Below are 19629 nucleotides of genomic sequence, written 5' to 3' on the forward strand. Positions count from 1 at the left end.
TGGATGACAGTTTTGATACAGGGAGAGAAAGTTATATTGAGGAGCCTGGAGGAGCTCGATGCCGAGGCACTCTGGAACTTAAAATATTCCGCAGCCAATCCTGAATGGAAGAGGTGGGATGCTCCCTATTGGCCATTGCAGCATGTAGAATTGGCTGCCTTCAGGGAGCAGCTGGCGGAGAGAAGGAAGCTGGACAGTCAGCATTCAGCAGAATCCCAGCTCCTCATCACTGTGGAAGGTAAAATCATCGGTTCTATTGTTTTCTATTGGGAGGATGAAGCCACAAGATGGCTGGAAGTTGGCATCACCATTTTCTCCAGTAAATATTGGAACGGCGGATATGGAACAGAAGCCCTGATATTATTTACAGGATATTTATTCCGCCATCTCCAAATCGAAAGAGTAGGCCTGACAAGCTGGTCTGGCAACAAAGGAATGATTAGATGTGCAGAAAAAGCCGGGATGATTCTGGAAGGCAGGATGCGGAAGTGCCGCTATTTTAACGGCACGTATTATGATTCCCTCCGCATGGGGATTCTTCGGGAAGAATGGGGAAATACCATGGCTGAAAGGAAGATTTAACTGCTGGAAGAAAGAGGAATGCGCGGACCGCCGCCTTGGAGCTTTTCTCCCCATGCCTTGAAAAAAATAAAGGGACAGGTTAGTTCCCGGAAACTTTTCACAGATATAAAAAAAACATAGAAAAAAGCTGTCTGGAAAGGGATTTTCTCCTTTTAATAGACAGCTTTTTTTGGTGAGCAGGCTGGAAAGAGCACTATTACTGAGAAAATCCACTCCAGCAGCAAAGAGAACTACAATGAAGGACGGAGAGCATCGCGTCTGCGCATCTCCTTTTTAATTTCATTCGTCCATACCCCGTCTTCGATATGGTTGGCAATTTCTATAAGTTCTTCTATGTCATTAAAAGAGTATTTCCTTATTCCACTCTGTGATCTTAAAGGGAAGATGAGTTTCCTTTCTTCATAATACCGAATCTGTCTCTCTGATAAACCGGTTAACTCGCTGACGGTTCCTATAGTGATGACTTTCTTATCCTTAAAGGTTGAATCATTCCAGCTCAAATCTTTCACCACCTGTTTAACGTTAGAGAGTTTTCAATATTCCGTATATTAAAAGTTTATAAGGATGTCTTCTATTTATCAATAAAAGAAATAATGCATTTTCATATACAATTCGACAAACTTGCAAAAAAAGTATGTAAGAAATCCTTACATAATTGCTGTACTGGCACATTGTTAAAATTATACTTGAACAAACGTTAACGCGTTTTACAGATTGTAAAAAAGCTCGAAAAAGTATTCAGAATATTTAGAAAAGGTTAGGGGGCCAAGGTTTTATGAAAATGAGGAAGTCCATGTCATTACTTTTGAGCGGGTCGCTCGCGCTCACCATGTTAGCTGCATGCGGGAAAAGCTCGTCCGGTTCTTCAAGTGAAGGATCAAACGGTTCAAAGGTCATTAAGATTGCTACACAAACTCCGCTTTCAGGCGGCAGTGCCACACTTGGCGAGGCCATCAAGCTGGGAGCACAAATGCAGCTTGACGAGCAGAAGGATAAATTTAAGAAGCTAGGATATGAATTGAAGCTTCAGCCCTATGATGATCAGGGGGACCCGAAAAAAGGGGTAGCCAATGCACAGCTGATCGGTGCTGACAAACAGATATACGGAGTAGTTGGCCATTTGAATTCAGGAGTTGCCATTCCATCTTCTGAAATTTATGAAAAATACAAGATTCCAATGGTTTCACCTGCCAACACAGCGACGGAAGTGACGGACCGCAATTTGCAATCGGTAAACAGGATTTGCGGCCGGGATGATTACCAGGGCCCTGCGGGAGCAGAATATGCCACTGGAAAACTTGGAGCAAAAAAGATCTTTGTCATCCAGGATAAAACGGCATATGGTACTGGATTAGCAGATGCCTTTAAAAAGTCTGCAGAAGAAAAAGGGGCAAAAATTGTCGGTTATGAAGGAATCACTGTAGGGGAAAAAGACTTCAACGGAGTCATTAACCAGGTGCTTTCCAAAAAGCCTGACCTTGTATTCTTTGGGGGATTATATTCTGAGGGCGGCCTGATTATCAAGCAGGCAAGGGAAAAAGGGATTGATGTTCCGTTTATGGGCGGAGACGGCCTTGACTCCTCTACCCTTGTTGAAATCGCAGGCAAGTCGGTTAAGAATGTATTTATCACTTCTGTTGCAGGCGATACCGAAGGAACAGAAACCGGTAAGAAATTCGCTGGAAACTATAAGAAGAAATTCAATAAAAACATCGAGTCCTACTCCGTCTATGGATATGATTCCATGGGCGTAGTGTTGAAGGGACTTGAGGATGCGATTAAAGAAAACGGAAAGAAACAGCCTACCCGCGAGCAGGTTATGAAAGCTGTCAGAAATCTAAAGGACTTCCAGGGTGCTGTTACGAAGGTAAGCTTTGACAGCAAGGGAGACAATGATTTTGCAAAGTTCTTCGTGTATAAGTTTGATGATGCAAAATATCCTCCAGTATTTGACGCAGAAATCCCGAAAAAATAAAACGGGGGGGAGGCAGGACATTGGTGCCTGCCTCTTTCACAACAAGATATGAAAGGAGAATATGAATGCTGAACAATATACTCGAATCCATTCCGCAGGTTGCCATCGATGGCTTAACGCTTGGAACAGTGTATGCCGTAATAGCGCTTGGATACACCATGGTTTATGGAATACTGGAGCTGATTAACTTCGCACACGGAGAAATATTTATGACAGGGGCATTCATCGGAACGGCGATGCTGCTCTTACTAACGGGATTTGGCTGGGTTTCCGCGCTTCCTGCCATCGTCCTCTTGATCACAGTGCTGCTTTTAACAGCCCTTTTAACAGGTCTTTTGGGAATGGGGATTGAAAGGGTGGCCTACAGGCCGCTGAGGAATGCGCCTAAGCTGATCCCCTTAATTACAGCAATCGGGATTTCATTTTTGCTTCAGGATCTGGTCCGATTCATAGCGGAGTTGAAAAAGGGAAATTACATAGTTACTGGTCCAAGCCTTTTTACTCACCAAATCAAGATTCATACATCTTCTATTTCTTCTATATTTAATGATGCTTCGATAAAAACCTCATTTATCATTGTATTGGTATCTGCGGTGATCATGATGGTGGTCCTGGACTTTTTTGTTAACAAGACTCGCTGGGGAATGGCAATGAGGGCGGTAGCACAGGATCGGGATACAGCTTCACTCATGTCTGTAAATGTAAATAAAGTGATTTCTCTTACATTCTTCATTGGTTCTGCCTTGGGAGGTGCGACAGGAGTTCTGTTCGCCGTCCAATATGGAACAATCGATCCGTACATCGGCTTTATTTTAGGGCTCAAGGCGTTCACTGCTGCGGTACTTGGCGGGATAGGAAATATCAGGGGAGCCATGCTCGGCGGCCTTCTCCTGGGAGTAATGGAAATGTTTGCATCAGCCAATTTGTCACTCCTGACCGGCGGGGTCTTTGGTGCTGAATATAAGGATGTTTTCGCATTTATTGTCCTTATTGCCGTTCTGATCTTCAAGCCTGAAGGATTGCTGGGTAAACCAGTGGCAGAGAAAGTGTAGGTGGACAGGATGAAGATATGGTTAAGAAAATACTCGGAAAATAAATTATATCAGGGACTATTCCTTCTGTTATTTATTATGGTTACTTCTCTGAGCCTGTATTTGGCCCAGAAGTCTGTTGTGGCATTCCTGCTGCTGCTTACTTCACTTCTGCTTTTATATTATACGAAATTTTCAAATGCCATCAAATGGAGCGCAGGCCTCTTGGTCCTCGTTGTTTTGCTTCCTCTGTCTGCCAGCGGAGGAGATGCCTATGAATCCTATATGGAAGTTGCCACTATGGTAGGGATATATATATCCATGGCCCTGGGCTTGAATATTGTTGTAGGGATGGCTGGTCTCCTTGACCTGGGATTCGTGGCTTTCTTTGCAGTAGGTGCTTATACCTATGGAATATTTGCAACCGGACAAGCAGCAAATTTCATGCCATTCGGGCATTATCCTTTATCGGGGAACAGCTTCTGGGTGTTCATCCTGCTTGGCTGTTTTGCGGCAGCCTTATTTGGAATCATTCTGGGAATCCCGGTATTAAGGGTTAAAGGAGATTATCTGGCCATTGTGACTCTTGGGTTTGGGGAAATTATAAGAATTATCTTCAACAACCTTGATAAGCCTGTGAATATTACAGGAGGGGCGATGGGGATTCCATCCATTACTCCGCCGCGGATATTCGGGATCGATCTGGTCAATGCCAGCCAATTTTATTATGTGGTCCTCGTTATCCTTATCTTTACTATATTTACGGTAAGAAGGTTTGAGCACTCTAAAATCGGCCGTTCCTGGAAAGCTGTCAGGGAAAATGAAATCGCTGCTCAGGCCATGGGAGTACCCCTTGTCCGTACCAAGCTGGTTGCCTTTGCAGTGGGGGCTTCCTTCTCTGGAATGATGGGGGTCGTTTTTGCAGGCAAGCAAACCTTCGTAGACCCGACCAGCTTTACGCTTTTAGAATCCATAACAATTCTAGTCATGGTTATTCTGGGAGGGATGGGCAGTGTGCCAGGTGTTATCCTGGGCGCCGCAGTCATGACGATCTTGAATTTGCAGGTGCTTACAGAATTGACAAACTGGCTGAATGAATTAAGCACTTCCGGTACCTTTGTGATTCCAGATGCGGTTTCTCCAGCTAAAATGCAGCGTCTGCTGTTTGGGGCATTGTTAATCATCTTTGCCCTTTATAGGCCGAAGGGATTGATTCCAGCAAAAAATCCTGTCTATAAGATGGAGGATCTAAGCTCGGGCAATGTGATTCAGCTGACAGAAAAAAAACAGAGTGCAGAAGGTTAAGGAGGCTCGTAGACGTGACGATATTAGAAGTTAAAAACTTAACAAAGACGTTTGGCGGGCTGACCGCGAACCAGGATATTAACATGACTTTTCAACAGGGATCCATAACAGCTGTAATTGGGCCAAATGGGGCCGGGAAGACCACTTTTTTTAATATGATAACAGGTGTGTATCAGCCGACTTCTGGATCTATCTTGTTAAAGGGGGAGAAAATCCAGGGACTGAAGCCTCATGAAGTGTCACGGAAAGGGATATCACGCACCTTTCAGAATATCCGCCTGTTCAGCGAGATGTCTGTTATCGAAAATGTATTGGTTGGCATGCATACACATCTAAGGGCAAATATCTTCGGCATCCTGTTAAATCTTCCCAAAGTAAGAAGGGAAGAAAGAGAAGCTGAAAAAAAAGCCTATAAACTTCTTCAATATGTGGGCCTTGAATCGCTTTTAAATGAAAAAGCTGCAAATTTGAGCTATGGAGCCCAAAGAAGGCTGGAAATTGCACGTGCGCTCGCCGCAAAGCCGGATATTATACTTCTTGACGAACCAGCTGCAGGAATGAACCCTAAGGAAACACGAGAGCTGACCGCATTGATCCAGGATATGAGAGAGACGTTCGGCCTGACCATCATTCTTATTGAACATGATATGAAGCTCGTCATGGAAATATCCGAGGAAATCTTCGTCTTGGATCACGGAGTTAAAATCGCAGAAGGACTTCCAGAGGAAATCCGCAGCAATCCCAAAGTCATTGAAGCTTACCTGGGATCTGGGGCAGTCCATGCCGGATAGAAAGGAGTTCCCAACATATGCTGGCATTAAATAATATTGAAACCTTTTATGGAGGTATACAAGCTTTAAAAGGCATTACTCTAAATGTTGAAAAAGGAGAAATTGTCACCCTGATTGGAAGCAATGGAGCTGGAAAATCCACCGCCCTGAAATCCATCAGCGGGCTTGTGAAGGCTGCAAAAGGCAGTATCATATATAAAAATGAAGATATTACCAAAAAGCCTCCGCACGATACGGCACTGTCCGGTATCGCCCATGTTCCTGAAGGAAGAAGGATTTTCCCCAAATTGTCCGTAAAGGAAAATTTGCTGATGGGGGCATTCTCGGTTAAGGATAAAAGGGAAATTGATGAGCGCATGTCCAAGGTATTTCAGTATTTTCCAAAAATCAAGGAACGCCTGGATCAAAAAGGCGGGACAATGAGCGGCGGTGAACAGCAGATGCTCGCCATTGGCCGGGCCATGATGATGAAGCCGGAGCTGCTTATGCTGGACGAACCTTCGATGGGACTTGCTCCTATCATTGTTGAACAGATATTCGAAATTATTAAGGAACTGAATCAAGCAGGCATTACCATCCTGCTGGTCGAGCAGAATGCCTATCAAGCACTCCAAATTGCGGATAGAGGCTATGTAATCCAGACGGGTTCCATTAAACTGGAAGGCTTAGGGAAGGATTTAATAAAAAATAATGAAGTAAGAGAAGCCTATCTGGCTTAATGTCATAACGAGAAGTTTAGGGGGATGCCGTTTTCAGTATCCTCCTTTTCCTATTTTTCTTGAGGGTGTGTTTAAATCTATTGAATAACCTCCCATATTTCCTTAGGATTGAGTTCATAAATCCCATTTTCCCTGTGCATAATACCTGTAATGATAAATTCCCTCCTGATGGTGGCATAATCTTCATGAAAGGTTTTTATAGATTCATTCACCTCTTTTTCTGAATACTTTACCCCTAGCACAAACTTTCCAGCCAAAAAATAGAGGACCCAGAGTTTCTTTTTCCTTTGGGAAGGAAGGTTTTTCAGCCTGCCATCTGCAGTAAAAAAATGTTTGATTCTTGCTTCCAGAGAGTTTTTTTCTTCTTCCATAGTATTAATCCCGCCTTTCAATATTGTCGATGTAATAGAATTAGCATAATGCATTAGAACAGATTCTTTTATATAGAAGTAAATGCAGTTTTTTTCTTTCTTCTCAGTTAGAAGATTTATGTCTCTAAGTTTTTTGATGTGGTGGGTGACAGTAGGCGGCGTAAGGCCTAAAGCATCCGCTATTTCCAAGCCGTTTTTAGGACCGCTTGAAAGCATAGCTAAGATCCTGACACGGTTTGGATCGGAGAGAGCCCTATTAAACTGGACCAATTTATTAAGCTGCATGAAAAATTCCCCTTTAGTTTGATGACTATCTAATTTGACAATAGTCTAATTATTATGAAAACACAAGTCATTCCTTTGTATTTCGATATTATTTTGTTAAGGTAGAGATACGGGAAAATGGAAGGCGGGAAATTGAATGGCAGATACCCATGTATTTACAAAGAAAGAAGAATTATTGAATGCAATCACTCATGGAATAGGTGTACTGCTGAGTCTTGCAGCATTGGTGTTTTTAATTATTGATTCTGCGGCGAAGGGAACGGTTTGGCATTTAGTCTCGTTTATTGTTTTTGGCGTAACCATGGTGCTGCTCTATGTTTCGTCCACCCTGGTACACAGCTTTCCTGCAGGCAGGGCAAAAGATCTTTTTGAAATATTTGACCACTCGGCCATCTATTTGTTTATAGCTGGAACATATACACCTTTCACATTAATTGTAATTAAAGGGCCGATGGGCTGGTCGCTTCTCAGCATCGTTTGGGGAATCGCCGTTGTTGGAGTAGTATTTAAGACGTTCTTTGTTAAGAAATTCTTATTTATCTCAACCATATTATACATCGTCATGGGCTGGCTGATAGTCGTTGCCTGGGGTCCTCTTACAGCTGCTCTGCCGGCTGAAGGAATACAGCTTCTTGCAGGCGGCGGAATTTTATATACATTCGGGGCGGTATTCTATGTATGGAGAGGCTTTCCTTTCCATCACGCAGTCTGGCATCTTTTTGTACTTGGTGGAACGGCTGCCCATTTCTTTGCAGTTCTATATTACGTGCTTCCGATTGGACGCTGAAATCAGCAGACTTGTGTCACCTAATTATATTTTATCTGGAGCAATCATTCGCTAATATTTCATAATTTTCAATAAATCACCTTTTGCCAGAAGCCACAAAAAAACCAGTTCTGTATGAACTGGTTTTTTTATTGTACATATTCTACTAACTAAAACGACTTACTGCTATATCTAAAACTTTTTTGTTTTATCCATTCAACTACGACTCTTATAGTACACGCTGAATCATCATGTGAATTTTACTGATTATATATTACAAACAAAATATCAATTGTTAGTTGGATTTACCAGCGTCATACTTTTCCTTTTTACCTAGCTCTTACAAAAAAGCAAAAGGTCATATCATCTATTGATCTGTTTTAATAGGGGCCTGAAGGCTGATAAACTTTAACATCGCGGGCATAATAATTAAAACGGCAATTAATCTAAGGGACTGGACGGTAACCACAAAAGTAGAGTCAGCATTGAGGGCCATAGAAGTGGATGCCATTTCTGCTATCCCGCCAGGAGCAAAAGCTAAGATGCAGGTAACCAATGGTATTTGAGTTATCTTTGAAATCCATATAGAACAGCTGCCCATGATTGTAACCATTAAGAACGAAGTTGCCAGCCCGCCATAAATAATCCTTCCTAAGCCCCTGAACATTTCCTTTTTTACCTGAAAGCCGATACTGGCTCCGATCATAACCTGTGCCAGGATGACTATAATATGCGGCCAGAAAGGGGAGGCGTCATTCATATAAAAATAAGTAATAAATAATTGGGATATTGACGCTCCGATCATGCTTCCGACGAGCCAGGGAGCAGGCAATTTTAATCTTTTTCCCATTTCAACTCCTATAATTGAACCTATAATTAACAGAAAGGTCCATAGCAAGGGAAAAAATTCAAGATATGAATGATTACTACCCGGCAGGTTTATATGTAGTTGATTATTCACTTTTCCTGCAATAAAAGGAACGGTTCCAATAACAAATAAAATCCTGATGGTCTGGATTAAGCTTACAACTAGAGCATTAGCGCCAGCCTCTTCAGCTATTGCTGGCATCGCGGACATTCCCCCGGGTGTCGTTCCAAAGAGGCAGGTAATCATACTTGCTTTGCTGAAGTGCCACAGCATCATTCCAGAGAGTAGTGCCACAGCAATCGACATCAGTAACATTAAGGAAATGAGGATGAAGTGATCCTCAAAAATATTTAAACTGGAAAAATGAAGGTTTTGTCCCAATTGTATACCCAAAATAGCTTGTCCGATTTGCCTCCAATAGGGGTGTATGCCTTTGTTTGTCCTGGAAGCCTTTCCTCCAGGTTTCAAAAAAAGCGAAATTATGCTTGCTGTAAACAAACTTCCCAACAGCCAGGCTATAGATATTCCTGTAGTGTATAAAAGAAGGCCTCCTAAAGAAGTAATGGTTAATAAAGGAACATTCTGAAGCATTAGCTTAAGGTTTTGCATTAAAATTCTCCTGATCTAACAAATTTTTGGTTCTTTCTTTGTTATAAGAATTGAAGATTGTAGTATATTCTCCAATATTTTTATTTTATATTCCTCTTCAGTCTGCAGTTGATATACTTGGATGGTCTCTGGAAAAGCAAGGAGACACCTTTGTTGTAATTAGTAAATAATAGGTAAGAGTGGAATTAGAGCTTGCTCTACGGCCAGCAATGAATATTTGATTTGAATGAAGTAAAGGTTGGAGTTTTAGGAACTAATGGCCAGCTTTCAGTTTTGAAAAGGAATGAATGATTGACAAAAGGGTTATAAGTAATTACTTTTAAAATTCGGCTGCCATTTTGGTGGTTCGCTGTTATCTGCCTGAAGGCTCTCTATTCCAGCATGAATAAATATTCATTCCTCCATAAAAAATATCCAGAAAATCCAGTTAAATTTCTGCTTTATTTTTCCATTGTAAAAAAATACAATGAAAGGAGACGGATAAAAGGGGGAAGTAAAGGATGGAAGCAAGTGTTGAAAAAGTATTTACCTCGAAGATTGTGGAGGAAGGTGCGGAATTATTCAAAGGTGAAATCTCGAGTCTTAAAAAAATCGGAGACTTTGAAAATTATATCTATGAAGTGGAGGTACATGGGATACCGCGGATCATCAGGTTTGTACACTCCTCCCATAGAAACCTTGAGCTGATCCGGGCGGAAGTGGACTGGGTGGGTTTTTTGGCTGAGAAGGGGGCTTCTGTCTATACTCATTTTCTCTCAATTCATCAAAACTTCGTAGAAATACTGCCTGCAGAGGATGGCACCTGCTTTTATGCAAGCTGTTTTGAAAAGTTATCCGGCAAGTCGATCAGCTGGGAGGATATTGAACAAGACAGCCATATCGCTTACGCATGGGGAAAGGGGATCGGACAATTAAACCGTCTCACAAAGATTTATGAAAGTGATAAAGAAATGAAGCGGCCGCATTGGGAAGAAGAGGAGCTGCTTAGAATCGAACTATTCAAACCTGATATTGAGCCTGATTTGCTCAGTTATAGAGAAGAAATGATAGCTGAATTAAAGTCCCTTCCAAAAAACACAGATACATATGGTTTGATTCATTCGGATCTTCATACAGGTAACTTTTTATATGAGGGAGGAAGGATCAATATTTTTGATTTTGACGATTGCTCTTTTCACTGGTTTGCCAGCGACATCGCAATGCCCATATATTATTTGATCATGCAGCGGGATTTTTCAACAAAGGATAACAGGAGCGGTTTCCTGCGGGCCTTTCTGGCACACTTTCTGAGTGGATATCAGTCCGAAAACACACTTCCTAAAGATTTGCTCAAGAATATTCCATTGTTTTTCCGGCTGAGAGACATTACCCTTCTATCGGTATTATATAAAAAATTTGATCACCTAAACATGAGCAATCAGCAGAAGACTTTTTTGGACGCTGTAGAAAACCGGGTTAAAAGCAGGAAAACCCTGCTTCATTCTATAGAGATGTATGTATAACAAAATCAGCTGCTTTATAAGGCTCCTAATAAGGGGTCTTTTTCCGTTCCTTTCATGATCTTCCTTATTAAGTGTTTTTCTCTATCATTTTACAGGTTTGCAATGTTAAGATTCCGGGGTAAAGTAGAAAACGTCTTGAAGGATTTAGGCCGTTTCAAGAGCTTCCTTTCTCGCTGGATGTTTAAGCAGGGAGTAAAGGGAGAGAATGAAAATACAGCCTTTAAATAGGAAAATCGAGTTAAAAGATAAGGAGAATGAATATGTATCAGGATTTGAAGAATAAGGTGGCCATTGTAACCGGTGCTTCAAAGGGAATCGGGAAAGCCATTGCGGAACGTCTGGCTGATGAAGGAGTCAAAGTGGTGGTGAATTATCACTCTGAAAGCAGCGAATTAAATGAATTTATAGAGGAGTTGAAATCCCGCGGGGACAGTGTGGTCGCTGTCCAAGGCGATGTTACCAAGGAAGAGGACGTGAAAAAGCTGGTTGCCGCCGCCGTTGACCATTTTGGCTCCCTTGATATCATGGTGAATAATGCCGGGATAGAAAATGAAGTTCCTTCTAAAGACCTTTCCCTGGAAGATTGGAATAAGGTTATCAATGTAAATCTGACAGGCATGTTTTTGGGGAGCAGGGAAGCTATAAGATATATGTCAGAAAATGATATAAAAGGTTCAATAATCAATCTGGCATCTGTACATGACAAGATTCCATGGCCACACTTTGTTCACTATGCAGCAAGTAAGGGCGGAGTGAAGATGATGACGGAAACCCTGGCTTTAGAGTATGCCCCACAAAGAATCAGGGTCAATAATATTTCCCCGGGTGCCATTGATACTCCTATCAATGCGGAGAAGCTCTCTGATCCGGTCAAAAAGGAAGAGGTTATAAAGCTAATCCCGATGGGGTATATCGGGAAACCTGAGGAAGTTGCGGCATGTGCTGCATGGCTGGCTTCCTCAGAATCTAGTTATGTAACAGGAATTTCACTTTACGTAGATGGAGGCATGACAAAATATCCGGGCTTTCAGGCTGGTAAAGGCTAAATTTAAAGATTTTTCGCTGTAGCTGTATAGCTGCGGCTTTTTTTATGCATTTTTTTCCAATTAGGGGTATTCACCCTCCAGAAAAAGGAATAAAATAGTAGTTAGGTTCTTTTCCGGGGGACTGTGCTGACAGCTATTCAAGAGAATAATTCCTATATGGTCTCTGAAACTACTATCATATCAATCGCAGCGAAACGACCAGAACCCTTGAGAAACCGTAAAATGGATCATCTAGAGGAGAATGTATGTTGACTAAAAAAGCTTATTTTTTTCCCATTCTTATTTTACTTGTTTTGCTGGTTTTGCTCTTCATCGAGAACTTGCGCCAAGAATTAAAACTGCCAAGTCCTGGCTGGAGCCGCTCTTACAATTTAAATGAAAAAGCTGTTTATCCTGTTAAGCCCTATGTCCGAGATTCGAGTATATATTTTGCTGGAGACTCTTCGGTCACAAAAGTCGAATGTGGCGATACTCTCAAATGCACTAAAAATAAGATATCCGGGATTTCACTTTCGGGAAATTCTGAGTTTTGGGCGAAGGATCAAAAAGTCATATATCAAGACAATGATTCACTTTATGTCTTCGATGGAAAAAAGGCAGAGGAAAAAGAAAAAGGCATTACAAGTGCAAGAATAGAGAAGGATTGGATTGTTTTTTGGAAGGAAAATGAACTTTATGTCTTTGATCCAGTGAAAGAAACATCTAAGCTTGTAAAGAAATTCAATCAAAACATCATGGACACAGCCATTGAAGAACATTCCTTTATGACGGCGTCGGTCGACAGCGGCAAATTCCAGTTCAACTATTTTGAAAAACAGGGGAAAGGGTACAAAAGTACTTCTCTTCCGCTGGTTTCCTTAGTAAATAATGAGAGTCTGGAAGGGTTGAATTATTTCCGTTCAGGAAGTGAATTGCACATCCTCTTGAATACGATGAGGATGTCACAGGGAAATAAGAATTATGATTTATATGAAATGGTTATGAACCCAGCTGATATGAAAGCGCCGGTCCAGATGAAAAAGATTGAGCTGCGGGATGCCAAGACTGATGAAGCCTACCCCAATCCCAGAAATATAAACTTCCGACAAACCGGGAAGGGTGAAAACATCCTTTTCTCAGAGTATGGGAGAAGAACTTCAAAAAACGAAGGCTACAATTTATATGAAGCGGTTAAGAAAAACGGCAAATGGGAAGCTGAGAGAATCAGCACAACCAGAGATCTGCCGGTGAATTCCTCTTGGCTGGGAAATGACCTCGCTGTCTGGACGGCATTTTCCGGCAAAGAATATACCCTGCATGCAGCATCAACCCTTCCAATGGCCATCGAAAAAAGCAGGCAGGTTTCTAAGGAAGATCTGAAATATGCCGCTTCTAATACGGTGACCGTATTATTTGGAAGCTTTATCTTTCTGTTGTTTGCAATGATGTGGGTGATTCTTCCCACAATTTATTTCGCCGTGCTTTTCTTTTCCAAAGGAAACTTATTTGAAGACGAATCAAAGCAATGGATTGTTCTGGTTCCAGCCGTTCTTCTGACAGTCTCACAGCTTTATACCTTCAATACCAGCTTCCGAGCAGAGAATTTTGTGGTCGCTCCGGGATATTTGACCTTCCCTGGCAGCTTTATAATTTGGCCTATATTGATCGCCTTGCTTTCATGGGGGATATTGAAGCTTAGTAAAATAAACGATGTGAACCCGCCGGGGAAATTTTTCTATTTCGCTGTCATGGATGTTTTGTTTTTGATGTTTTTATTAGGGCCATATATTCTTTAAGTATCAGACCAGCCTCTATGGGGAGTTTCCCCTTATGGGCTGGTTTTTCTTTTCGCTATTTGGTTGAATTTACTAAGTCCTGGATAATGGCCTATACACCTGCAGGGGCAAATACATATTTTAAAACTGTAAAAAGATAAAAAATGAGGAGGAGCTTTATTTTGAATCAGCACTTACTTGACCATGAGATTAATGAAAACGACCAGCGTTTTGGAAGGCCAGGTTTTGGCTTTGGAAGGCCAGGTTTTGGTTTTGGAAGGCCGGGCTTTGGCTTTGGAGGTTTTGGAAGGCCAGGTTTTGGCTTTGGAGGTTTTGGGAGACCAGGCTTCGGGTTCGGACGCCCGTGGGGCTGGGGCGGCTGGGGCTTTGGGCGCCCATGGGGCTGGGGAGGAGGCTGGGGCTGGGGTCTTGGTGCGGGACTTCTAGGCGGTCTTGCCCTGGGCTCGCTTGCTTATCCTTGGTATGGTTATGGTGGATATGGTTATCCGTATTATGGCTATGGATATGGCTATCCTGGTTTCGGATACCCATACTAATCTAATCCATTGTCCATTTAGCCAAAAGCAAGGGATTTGGAATGAAAGTTCATTCCAAATCCTTTTTTTGGTTTGCTATCCCGAGATTAACGGCATCTGCTTCACGATCTTGAATGGAATAAAAAAACTGCAGGCAAACTCCGTTTTTTCACAAAGAGCCTGCCTGCAGTATGAACCGGCCGCTGGGCACAGTTTTTTATAATCAGCTGTACATTTCCTTGACTTGTTTTTGCAGATCCCCGTTTTCAAGATATTCATCATATGTCATCTGCTTATCGATTATGCCTTTAGGTGTAATCTCAATGATGCGGTTGGCAATAGTCTGAATGAACTGATGGTCATGAGAAGAGAAGACAAGAGATCCTTTAAAATTGATCAATCCGTTGTTCAATGCCGTAATGGACTCCAAATCAAGGTGGTTGGTAGGTTCATCCAGAAGCAGGACATTGGAGCCGCTCAGCATCATTTTGGATAACATGCAGCGGACCTTTTCTCCTCCTGACAGCACTCCTGGTTTTTTCAGCACTTCTTCACCTGAGAACAGCATTCTTCCCAAGAAACCTCGCAGGAAGCTTTCGCTCTGATCGTTCGGTGAGAACTGGCGGAGCCATTCTACAAGAGTCGGCTCATTGCCTTCAAAGTATTCCGAGTTATCTTTAGGGAAGTAGGCCTGGGAGGTAGTAACTCCCCATTTGAACGTCCCGCTGTCTGCTTCCATTTCGCCGGTAAGGATTTTGAAGAGAGCCGTCTTTGCAATCTCATCTGTTCCCACAAGAGCGATTTTATCTCCTTTATTCATGATAAAGGAAATATTGTCCAGTACTTTCACGCCGTCAATGGTTTTTGTCAGTCCTTCAACTCTAAGGAGATCGTTGCCGATTTCTCTTTCAGGAGTGAAGTGAATATACGGATAGCGCCTTGAAGAAGGCCTGATATCATCAAGTGAAATCTTATCGAGCAGCTTCTTCCTTGAGGTTGCCTGCTTGGACTTTGAGGCATTGGCACTGAAACGGGCAATGAATGCCTGAAGCTCTTTGATTTTTTCTTCTTTCTTTTGGTTGGATTCCTGTGTCAGCTTTGAAGCAAGCTGGCTGGACTCATACCAGAAATCGTAGTTCCCGACATAGATCTGGATTTTGGAAAAGTCTAAATCGGCAATGTGCGTGCAGACTTTATTCAGGAAATGCCTGTCGTGGGACACGACGATTACGGTGTTCTCAAAATTGATCAAGAACTCCTCCAGCCATTGAATCGCTTTGATATCAAGGTGGTTCGTCGGCTCATCCAGCAGCAGGACATCCGGCTGGCCAAAAAGGGCCTGGGCAAGAAGGACCTTCACTTTGTCTCCCCCGGTCAGCTCAGCCATCTTCTTTGTATGAAGCTCCTCGGGAATTCCAAGGCCTTTTAGAAGGATGGCAGCTTCTGATTCAGCTTCCCATCCGTTAAGCTCTGCAAATTCTCCTTCAAGCTCTGCAGCCCGGATGCCGTCTTCATCAGTGAAATCAGCTTTCATATAGATCGCATCTTTTTCCTGCATAATCTCGTACAGCCTCTGATGGCCGCGGATCACTACAGACAGAACCTCTTCATTTTCATACTCAAAATGGTTTTGTTTAAGAACAGCCAGCCGTTCTCCAGGGCCAAGGTGAATGTCACCAGTCTGCGCCTCGATTTCGCCGGATAAAATTTTTAGGAAAGTGGATTTTCCGGCACCGTTTGCACCGATTAAACCATAGCAGTTTCCGGGAGTGAACTTTATATTAACATCTTCAAAAAGCTTGCGGTCTCCATAACGCAAGCCGACATTATTAACAGTGATCATTTATGTGGATACCTCCAAAAAGACAATATCACTCATTATATCATGTTTTCGGATAAGAATAAATTAAGGCTGGAGATTTTTAATCGCAATTTCCTCTTCCTGAAACCCGCCGTCTGCCGGCCGGACATAATAAGCCTTTGCATCTGGCCTTGAACTAACCGCTGCATGGAGGTCTGTCCCGATGAAGTGAAGGGCTGCTCCGTCATCCGCAGCATATCCAGGGGACAGCACTTGGTCTTTTATCATCCTTGTATAAACGGGACGCCTGTCTTTTTCTCCATCATAATGGGGGCAGTTGCTGCCGGGCAGGAAACCCAATGCTTTAATGTCTGTCAGGTCACCGTAAGAATCAGTTACACCTTCTTCAAACCAGCAAATCGACCCTGCGCTGATGCCGGATAAGATGATGCCCTCATTCCATGCTTTATAAAGGATTTTGTCCAAACCCCATTCTTTCCATAAAGCCACTAAATTCTTGGTGCTTCCCCCTCCCACAAAAATGATATCTTTGTCCATGACATAGCTTTCTAGATCACCGGACGGCGGCTTGAATAAGGAAAGGTGGGAAGGGATGCAGTCGAAGGCATTATAGGCCTGATAAAAACGCTCTATATAACTCTCTGCATCGCCGCTCGCGGTACCGACAAAGCAGATTTTCGGCGTCTTCTTTGAGCATTGGTTCAGGATATAGGTATCGAGGGCTGGATTTTCCGGTTCCATCGAAAACCCTCCTCCTCCTAATGCGATAATTTGTTTCAGCATCCAGATTCCTCCCTTATGAATTTAGAATATTTTCAATTATACCTCTATTTCGAAATGTTTACAGAAAAGAATTGCACGGAGCTTTTTTTTCTGATACTATTAATTTCCGCCATTTCACCGTTACATCAATAAAGTTCCTTTCTCCGCATGCGGGAAACACACCTGAAGGGAGAAAAATGAAAAATGGAGCAGCATCCGGATTTTCAAAAAGAACTTCAACGCCTCGACTTTACAAAAAGATATATGGATGTAGTCATTGAAACCGCCCAAACCAGCAAAGATCAGTTTAAAAAGAATATGGAAAAAGTGTTCGGGGATGCCGACTGGCTTGAGGCCGGCGGATATTCCGAAATTCTTACCAATGCAAGCTTTTTTGATATGTCCCTGACTGAGCTCGAAAGCCTGAGGAGAGCAAAAACAAAGCCGTATTTTGCCAGAGTGGACTTTACAAGAGAAGGACACCCACTAGCCGAGGTCTTATACTTTGGGAAGACCTCTCTTTATCAGCGGGAAAATCAGGAACAGATTATCGTTGACTGGAGATCTCCGATTGCCAATTTATATTATGAAGGCAGAATAGGCGATGTCAGCTACCAGGCTGAAGGAGAGGAGTTTTCTGGACATATTTCTCTTAAAAGGCAGCTGATGATTGAGGAAGGCCTGCTTGAGGATATAAGGGATATCGACTTGACGACCACAGATGAGCTCCTGCAGGAATCTTTGGCAAAAAGCTCAAGCAACAGGCTTACAGAGATTGTCGCTACCATTCAGGAAGAACAAAACCGCATTATAAGAGCAGACTTGAATAAGCCGATCATTGTACAGGGAGCGGCCGGGAGCGGAAAGACTACCATCGCACTTCATAGAATCTCCTATTTCATCTACCATTACAGAGATCAATTTGACCCTAGGAATATGATGATCATTGCACCAAGCCGATTATTTATCGACTACATATCTGAAGCCCTTCCTGAGCTCGGAGTTGAAAAAGTAAAACAGTTCACCTTCGCCGAGTACGTTCAGAGGGCGATTGGAAAAAAACTCAAAATGAAAGCCGATGATAAGCTTGTCCGCCTTCTTGAGCTTGAAGGCGAGAATGTTCAGAAAGAAGCCTTTATCGCAGGGGTAAAAGGTTCTCCGCTATACAAAAAAATTCTCGACGCCTATTTACTGGATATTTTTAAAGGATTTAATACGAAATCCGATTTTTATGTGGATAAATATCGAATTTATTCGGCGAAGAAGTTTAATTACCTCTTAAACAAAGAGTATTGGTATCTGCCATTATACAGCAGGCTGGATAAATTAAAGAATCTGCTTCAAAATCAGGTCCGTGCGAATAAAAAACACATGATAGAAGGAATTGAAAAATTCTATGATGACCGGCTGGAAAGAGCACTATACAGCAGGCTTGACTCTGAGAGGCGGAAAGAACTTGTTTCAAATGCCCTCGATAAAAAGCAAACGCGCCTGCTTGAAATCCAGAACAGCATTAAAACCTCTTTAAAGGAGTATATGAAGCAGTTTGAAAAGAAAGGCACGCTGCAGTACTATCATGCTTTATTTGAGAAGCCTGAAATCCTCTCCTCATACAGCGGCGGAGAGATTTCCTTACAGCAGGCAGAAATGATCTGCAGTTATAATCAGGCTCTATTTTCGAAAAAAACACATGAGCTCGAAGATTTGGGGGCCATCTTATATCTCCATTCCAAGCTATATGGAGTGGAAAAGGAAGAACGGGCGAAGAACATTGTCATTGATGAAGCCCAGGATTACAGCTTTATGCAGCTGCTGTCACTTAAAACAGCAAATGATACCGATATGTTCACCCTTGTCGGCGATCTTGCACAGGGAATCCATTCATACCGGGGGCTTGACTCCTGGCAGACGATACAGAAAAAGGTGTTTCCGCGTGCTATATACTCAGAGCTTCAAAAAAGCTATCGAACCACGGTAGAGATCATGAATGAGGCAAATAGACTGCTTGAACTTCTTCCATATTCTTTTCCTCAGGTCGAGCCTGTCGTCAGGCATGGGGAACTTCCTGAATATCAAGAGGTCTTAAATGAAAATGAATACAGAGATAAAATAACAGAAAAACTTACACAGCTTAAAGAAGAAGGCTATAAAACATTTGCACTCATCTGCAAAACCATGAAGGACAGTAAAAAGCTGTACAGCCTTTTGAAAGACGGAGAACATGCGGTTAAACTTCTGGAAGAGCAGGAATCCATTCCAAAGGACCAGGCCGTAATCCTGCCTTCGTATTTATCAAAGGGATTAGAATTTGATGCGGTCCTGGCAGTCTCGATTGATGAAGTATTCAACAAGGAAAATGATCTGGATGTTAAACTATTATATGTAACCATGACGAGGCCACTCCACCGCCTCTACTTTTTTGGAAGCAGCAGAGAAAGCTTTTTATTGAAGGAAGGGTAAATCCTCCCATTTCCTGTTTGACAATTTTTTAACAATTATATATCCTAATACATATAGTAAAGGGTACTATAATTATATAACCTTATTTCTGATAAAAAGGGGTTTGTTTTATGTCTGGTGTCGTTCTTAACTAACCGTAATTTAATACGGGTATTCAAGATTTCAACCCAATGCCGGGTTTCTTTCATTATGTCTTGAATGCAAGTTAAGAATAATGCCAGTGGCACAAGCCTTTCGTGAAAAGCTATGTCCAAGGACATAGCTTTTTTTGATATATGGAGACAGATTTTAAGCACCCAAAAAGTGCACCCTAATAAAAATCCAGTCTACCCTCTTATCAGGCGAAAGGAATAAGTTTAACACTTAAGCCGCAATGAACATTGTTCATTGCGGCTTTTTTGTTACGAATGCGGAAAGCGGTGCCTTCAAATCAAAACCTATTTTG

At 42.3% G+C, this 19629-nt stretch carries 17 protein-coding genes; 12 read left to right on the forward strand and 5 right to left on the reverse strand.

The annotated features are described in order from the left end of the window. Positions 1-3 precede the first annotated feature (3 nt). Positions 4-582 carry a GNAT family N-acetyltransferase gene (locus tag H539_RS0119765; RefSeq protein WP_026694959.1) on the forward strand — a complete coding sequence of 193 codons (579 nt, stop codon included), beginning with the start codon at positions 4-6 and terminating at the stop codon, positions 580-582. 230 nt (positions 583-812) lie between these two features. Here the strand turns inward: H539_RS0119765 and H539_RS29135 are convergent, their stop codons facing one another. Further along, positions 813-1082: a MerR family transcriptional regulator gene (locus H539_RS29135; protein WP_035323407.1), complete on the reverse strand. Its 270-nt coding sequence runs from the start codon at positions 1080-1082 to the stop codon at positions 813-815. 275 nt (positions 1083-1357) lie between these two features. On the opposite strand from H539_RS29135, the gene H539_RS0119775 reads away from it, so the two are divergent. The 5 genes from H539_RS0119775 to H539_RS0119795 all read left to right on the forward strand — a co-directional run bounded on the left by H539_RS0119775 (position 1358) and on the right by H539_RS0119795 (position 6403). Next, complete coding sequence (locus H539_RS0119775; protein ID WP_026694960.1) at positions 1358-2557, forward strand: branched-chain amino acid ABC transporter substrate-binding protein; 1200 nt, start codon at positions 1358-1360, stop codon at positions 2555-2557. Between the two features lie 65 nt (positions 2558-2622). Continuing rightward, positions 2623-3609: a branched-chain amino acid ABC transporter permease gene (locus H539_RS0119780; protein ID WP_026694961.1), complete on the forward strand. Its 987-nt coding sequence runs from the start codon at positions 2623-2625 to the stop codon at positions 3607-3609. Between the two features lie 9 nt (positions 3610-3618). Further along, on the forward strand, positions 3619-4893 hold the full coding sequence (locus H539_RS0119785; RefSeq protein WP_026694962.1) for a branched-chain amino acid ABC transporter permease: 1275 nt from the start codon (positions 3619-3621) through the stop codon (positions 4891-4893). Positions 4894-4907: 14 nt separating this feature from the next. Then, positions 4908-5684 (forward strand): ABC transporter ATP-binding protein, encoded by a 777-nt coding sequence (locus H539_RS0119790; protein WP_026694963.1) that lies wholly within the window; start codon positions 4908-4910, stop codon positions 5682-5684. Positions 5685-5701: 17 nt separating this feature from the next. Then, positions 5702-6403: an ABC transporter ATP-binding protein gene (locus H539_RS0119795; protein WP_026694964.1), complete on the forward strand. Its 702-nt coding sequence runs from the start codon at positions 5702-5704 to the stop codon at positions 6401-6403. A gap of 77 nt (positions 6404-6480) precedes the next feature. Here H539_RS0119795 and H539_RS0119800 read toward each other — a convergent pair whose 3' ends face one another. Beyond that, entirely contained in the window at positions 6481-7059 is a 579-nt protein-coding gene (locus tag H539_RS0119800) for a DUF2087 domain-containing protein (RefSeq protein ID WP_026694965.1), read from the reverse strand. Positions 7060-7195: 136 nt separating this feature from the next. Here H539_RS0119800 and trhA point away from each other — a divergent pair, with 136 nt between their 5' ends. Continuing rightward, a complete protein-coding gene (gene trhA, locus H539_RS0119805) occupies positions 7196-7846 on the forward strand; it encodes a PAQR family membrane homeostasis protein TrhA (RefSeq protein ID WP_026694966.1) in 651 nt (216 codons plus the stop codon). Positions 7847-8192: 346 nt separating this feature from the next. On the opposite strand, the gene H539_RS0119810 is transcribed toward trhA, so the two are convergent. Continuing rightward, positions 8193-9302 (reverse strand): AbrB family transcriptional regulator, encoded by a 1110-nt coding sequence (locus H539_RS0119810; RefSeq protein WP_035323412.1) that lies wholly within the window; start codon positions 9300-9302, stop codon positions 8193-8195. Between the two features lie 500 nt (positions 9303-9802). Between H539_RS0119810 and H539_RS0119815 the strand changes: the two genes are divergently transcribed. The 4 genes from H539_RS0119815 (at position 9803) to H539_RS0119835 (ending at position 14161) form a co-directional block, all read left to right on the forward strand. After that, positions 9803-10804, forward strand: coding sequence for a phosphotransferase enzyme family protein (locus tag H539_RS0119815; protein WP_026694968.1), 1002 nt, complete (start codon positions 9803-9805; stop codon positions 10802-10804). Between the two features lie 260 nt (positions 10805-11064). Further along, positions 11065-11850 (forward strand): glucose-1-dehydrogenase, encoded by a 786-nt coding sequence (locus tag H539_RS0119825; RefSeq protein ID WP_026694969.1) that lies wholly within the window; start codon positions 11065-11067, stop codon positions 11848-11850. Between the two features lie 245 nt (positions 11851-12095). Further along, the gene (locus H539_RS0119830) at positions 12096-13625 is read left to right on the forward strand and encodes a hypothetical protein (RefSeq protein ID WP_155890155.1); all 1530 of its coding nucleotides are present in this window, start codon (positions 12096-12098) and stop codon (positions 13623-13625) included. Between the two features lie 143 nt (positions 13626-13768). Next, a complete protein-coding gene (locus H539_RS0119835; RefSeq protein ID WP_035323415.1) occupies positions 13769-14161 on the forward strand; it encodes a hypothetical protein in 393 nt (130 codons plus the stop codon). A 202-nt stretch (positions 14162-14363) separates the two neighbouring features. Here H539_RS0119835 and H539_RS0119840 read toward each other — a convergent pair whose 3' ends face one another. Together H539_RS0119840 and H539_RS29140 are read right to left on the reverse strand one after the other, a co-directional pair. Next, the gene (locus tag H539_RS0119840; RefSeq protein ID WP_026694972.1) at positions 14364-15983 is read right to left on the reverse strand and encodes an ABC-F family ATP-binding cassette domain-containing protein; all 1620 of its coding nucleotides are present in this window, start codon (positions 15981-15983) and stop codon (positions 14364-14366) included. 63 nt (positions 15984-16046) lie between these two features. Next, the gene (locus H539_RS29140; protein WP_051348696.1) at positions 16047-16742 is read right to left on the reverse strand and encodes a Type 1 glutamine amidotransferase-like domain-containing protein; all 696 of its coding nucleotides are present in this window, start codon (positions 16740-16742) and stop codon (positions 16047-16049) included. Between the two features lie 186 nt (positions 16743-16928). Between H539_RS29140 and helD the strand changes: the two genes are divergently transcribed. Next, positions 16929-19184 carry an RNA polymerase recycling motor HelD gene (helD, locus tag H539_RS0119850; protein WP_026694973.1) on the forward strand — a complete coding sequence of 752 codons (2256 nt, stop codon included), beginning with the start codon at positions 16929-16931 and terminating at the stop codon, positions 19182-19184. Positions 19185-19629: the final 445 nt, after the last annotated feature.

This window comes from Peribacillus kribbensis DSM 17871, assembly GCF_000430765.1.
Classification (GTDB): Bacteria; Bacillota; Bacilli; order Bacillales; family DSM-1321; genus Paraperibacillus; species Paraperibacillus kribbensis.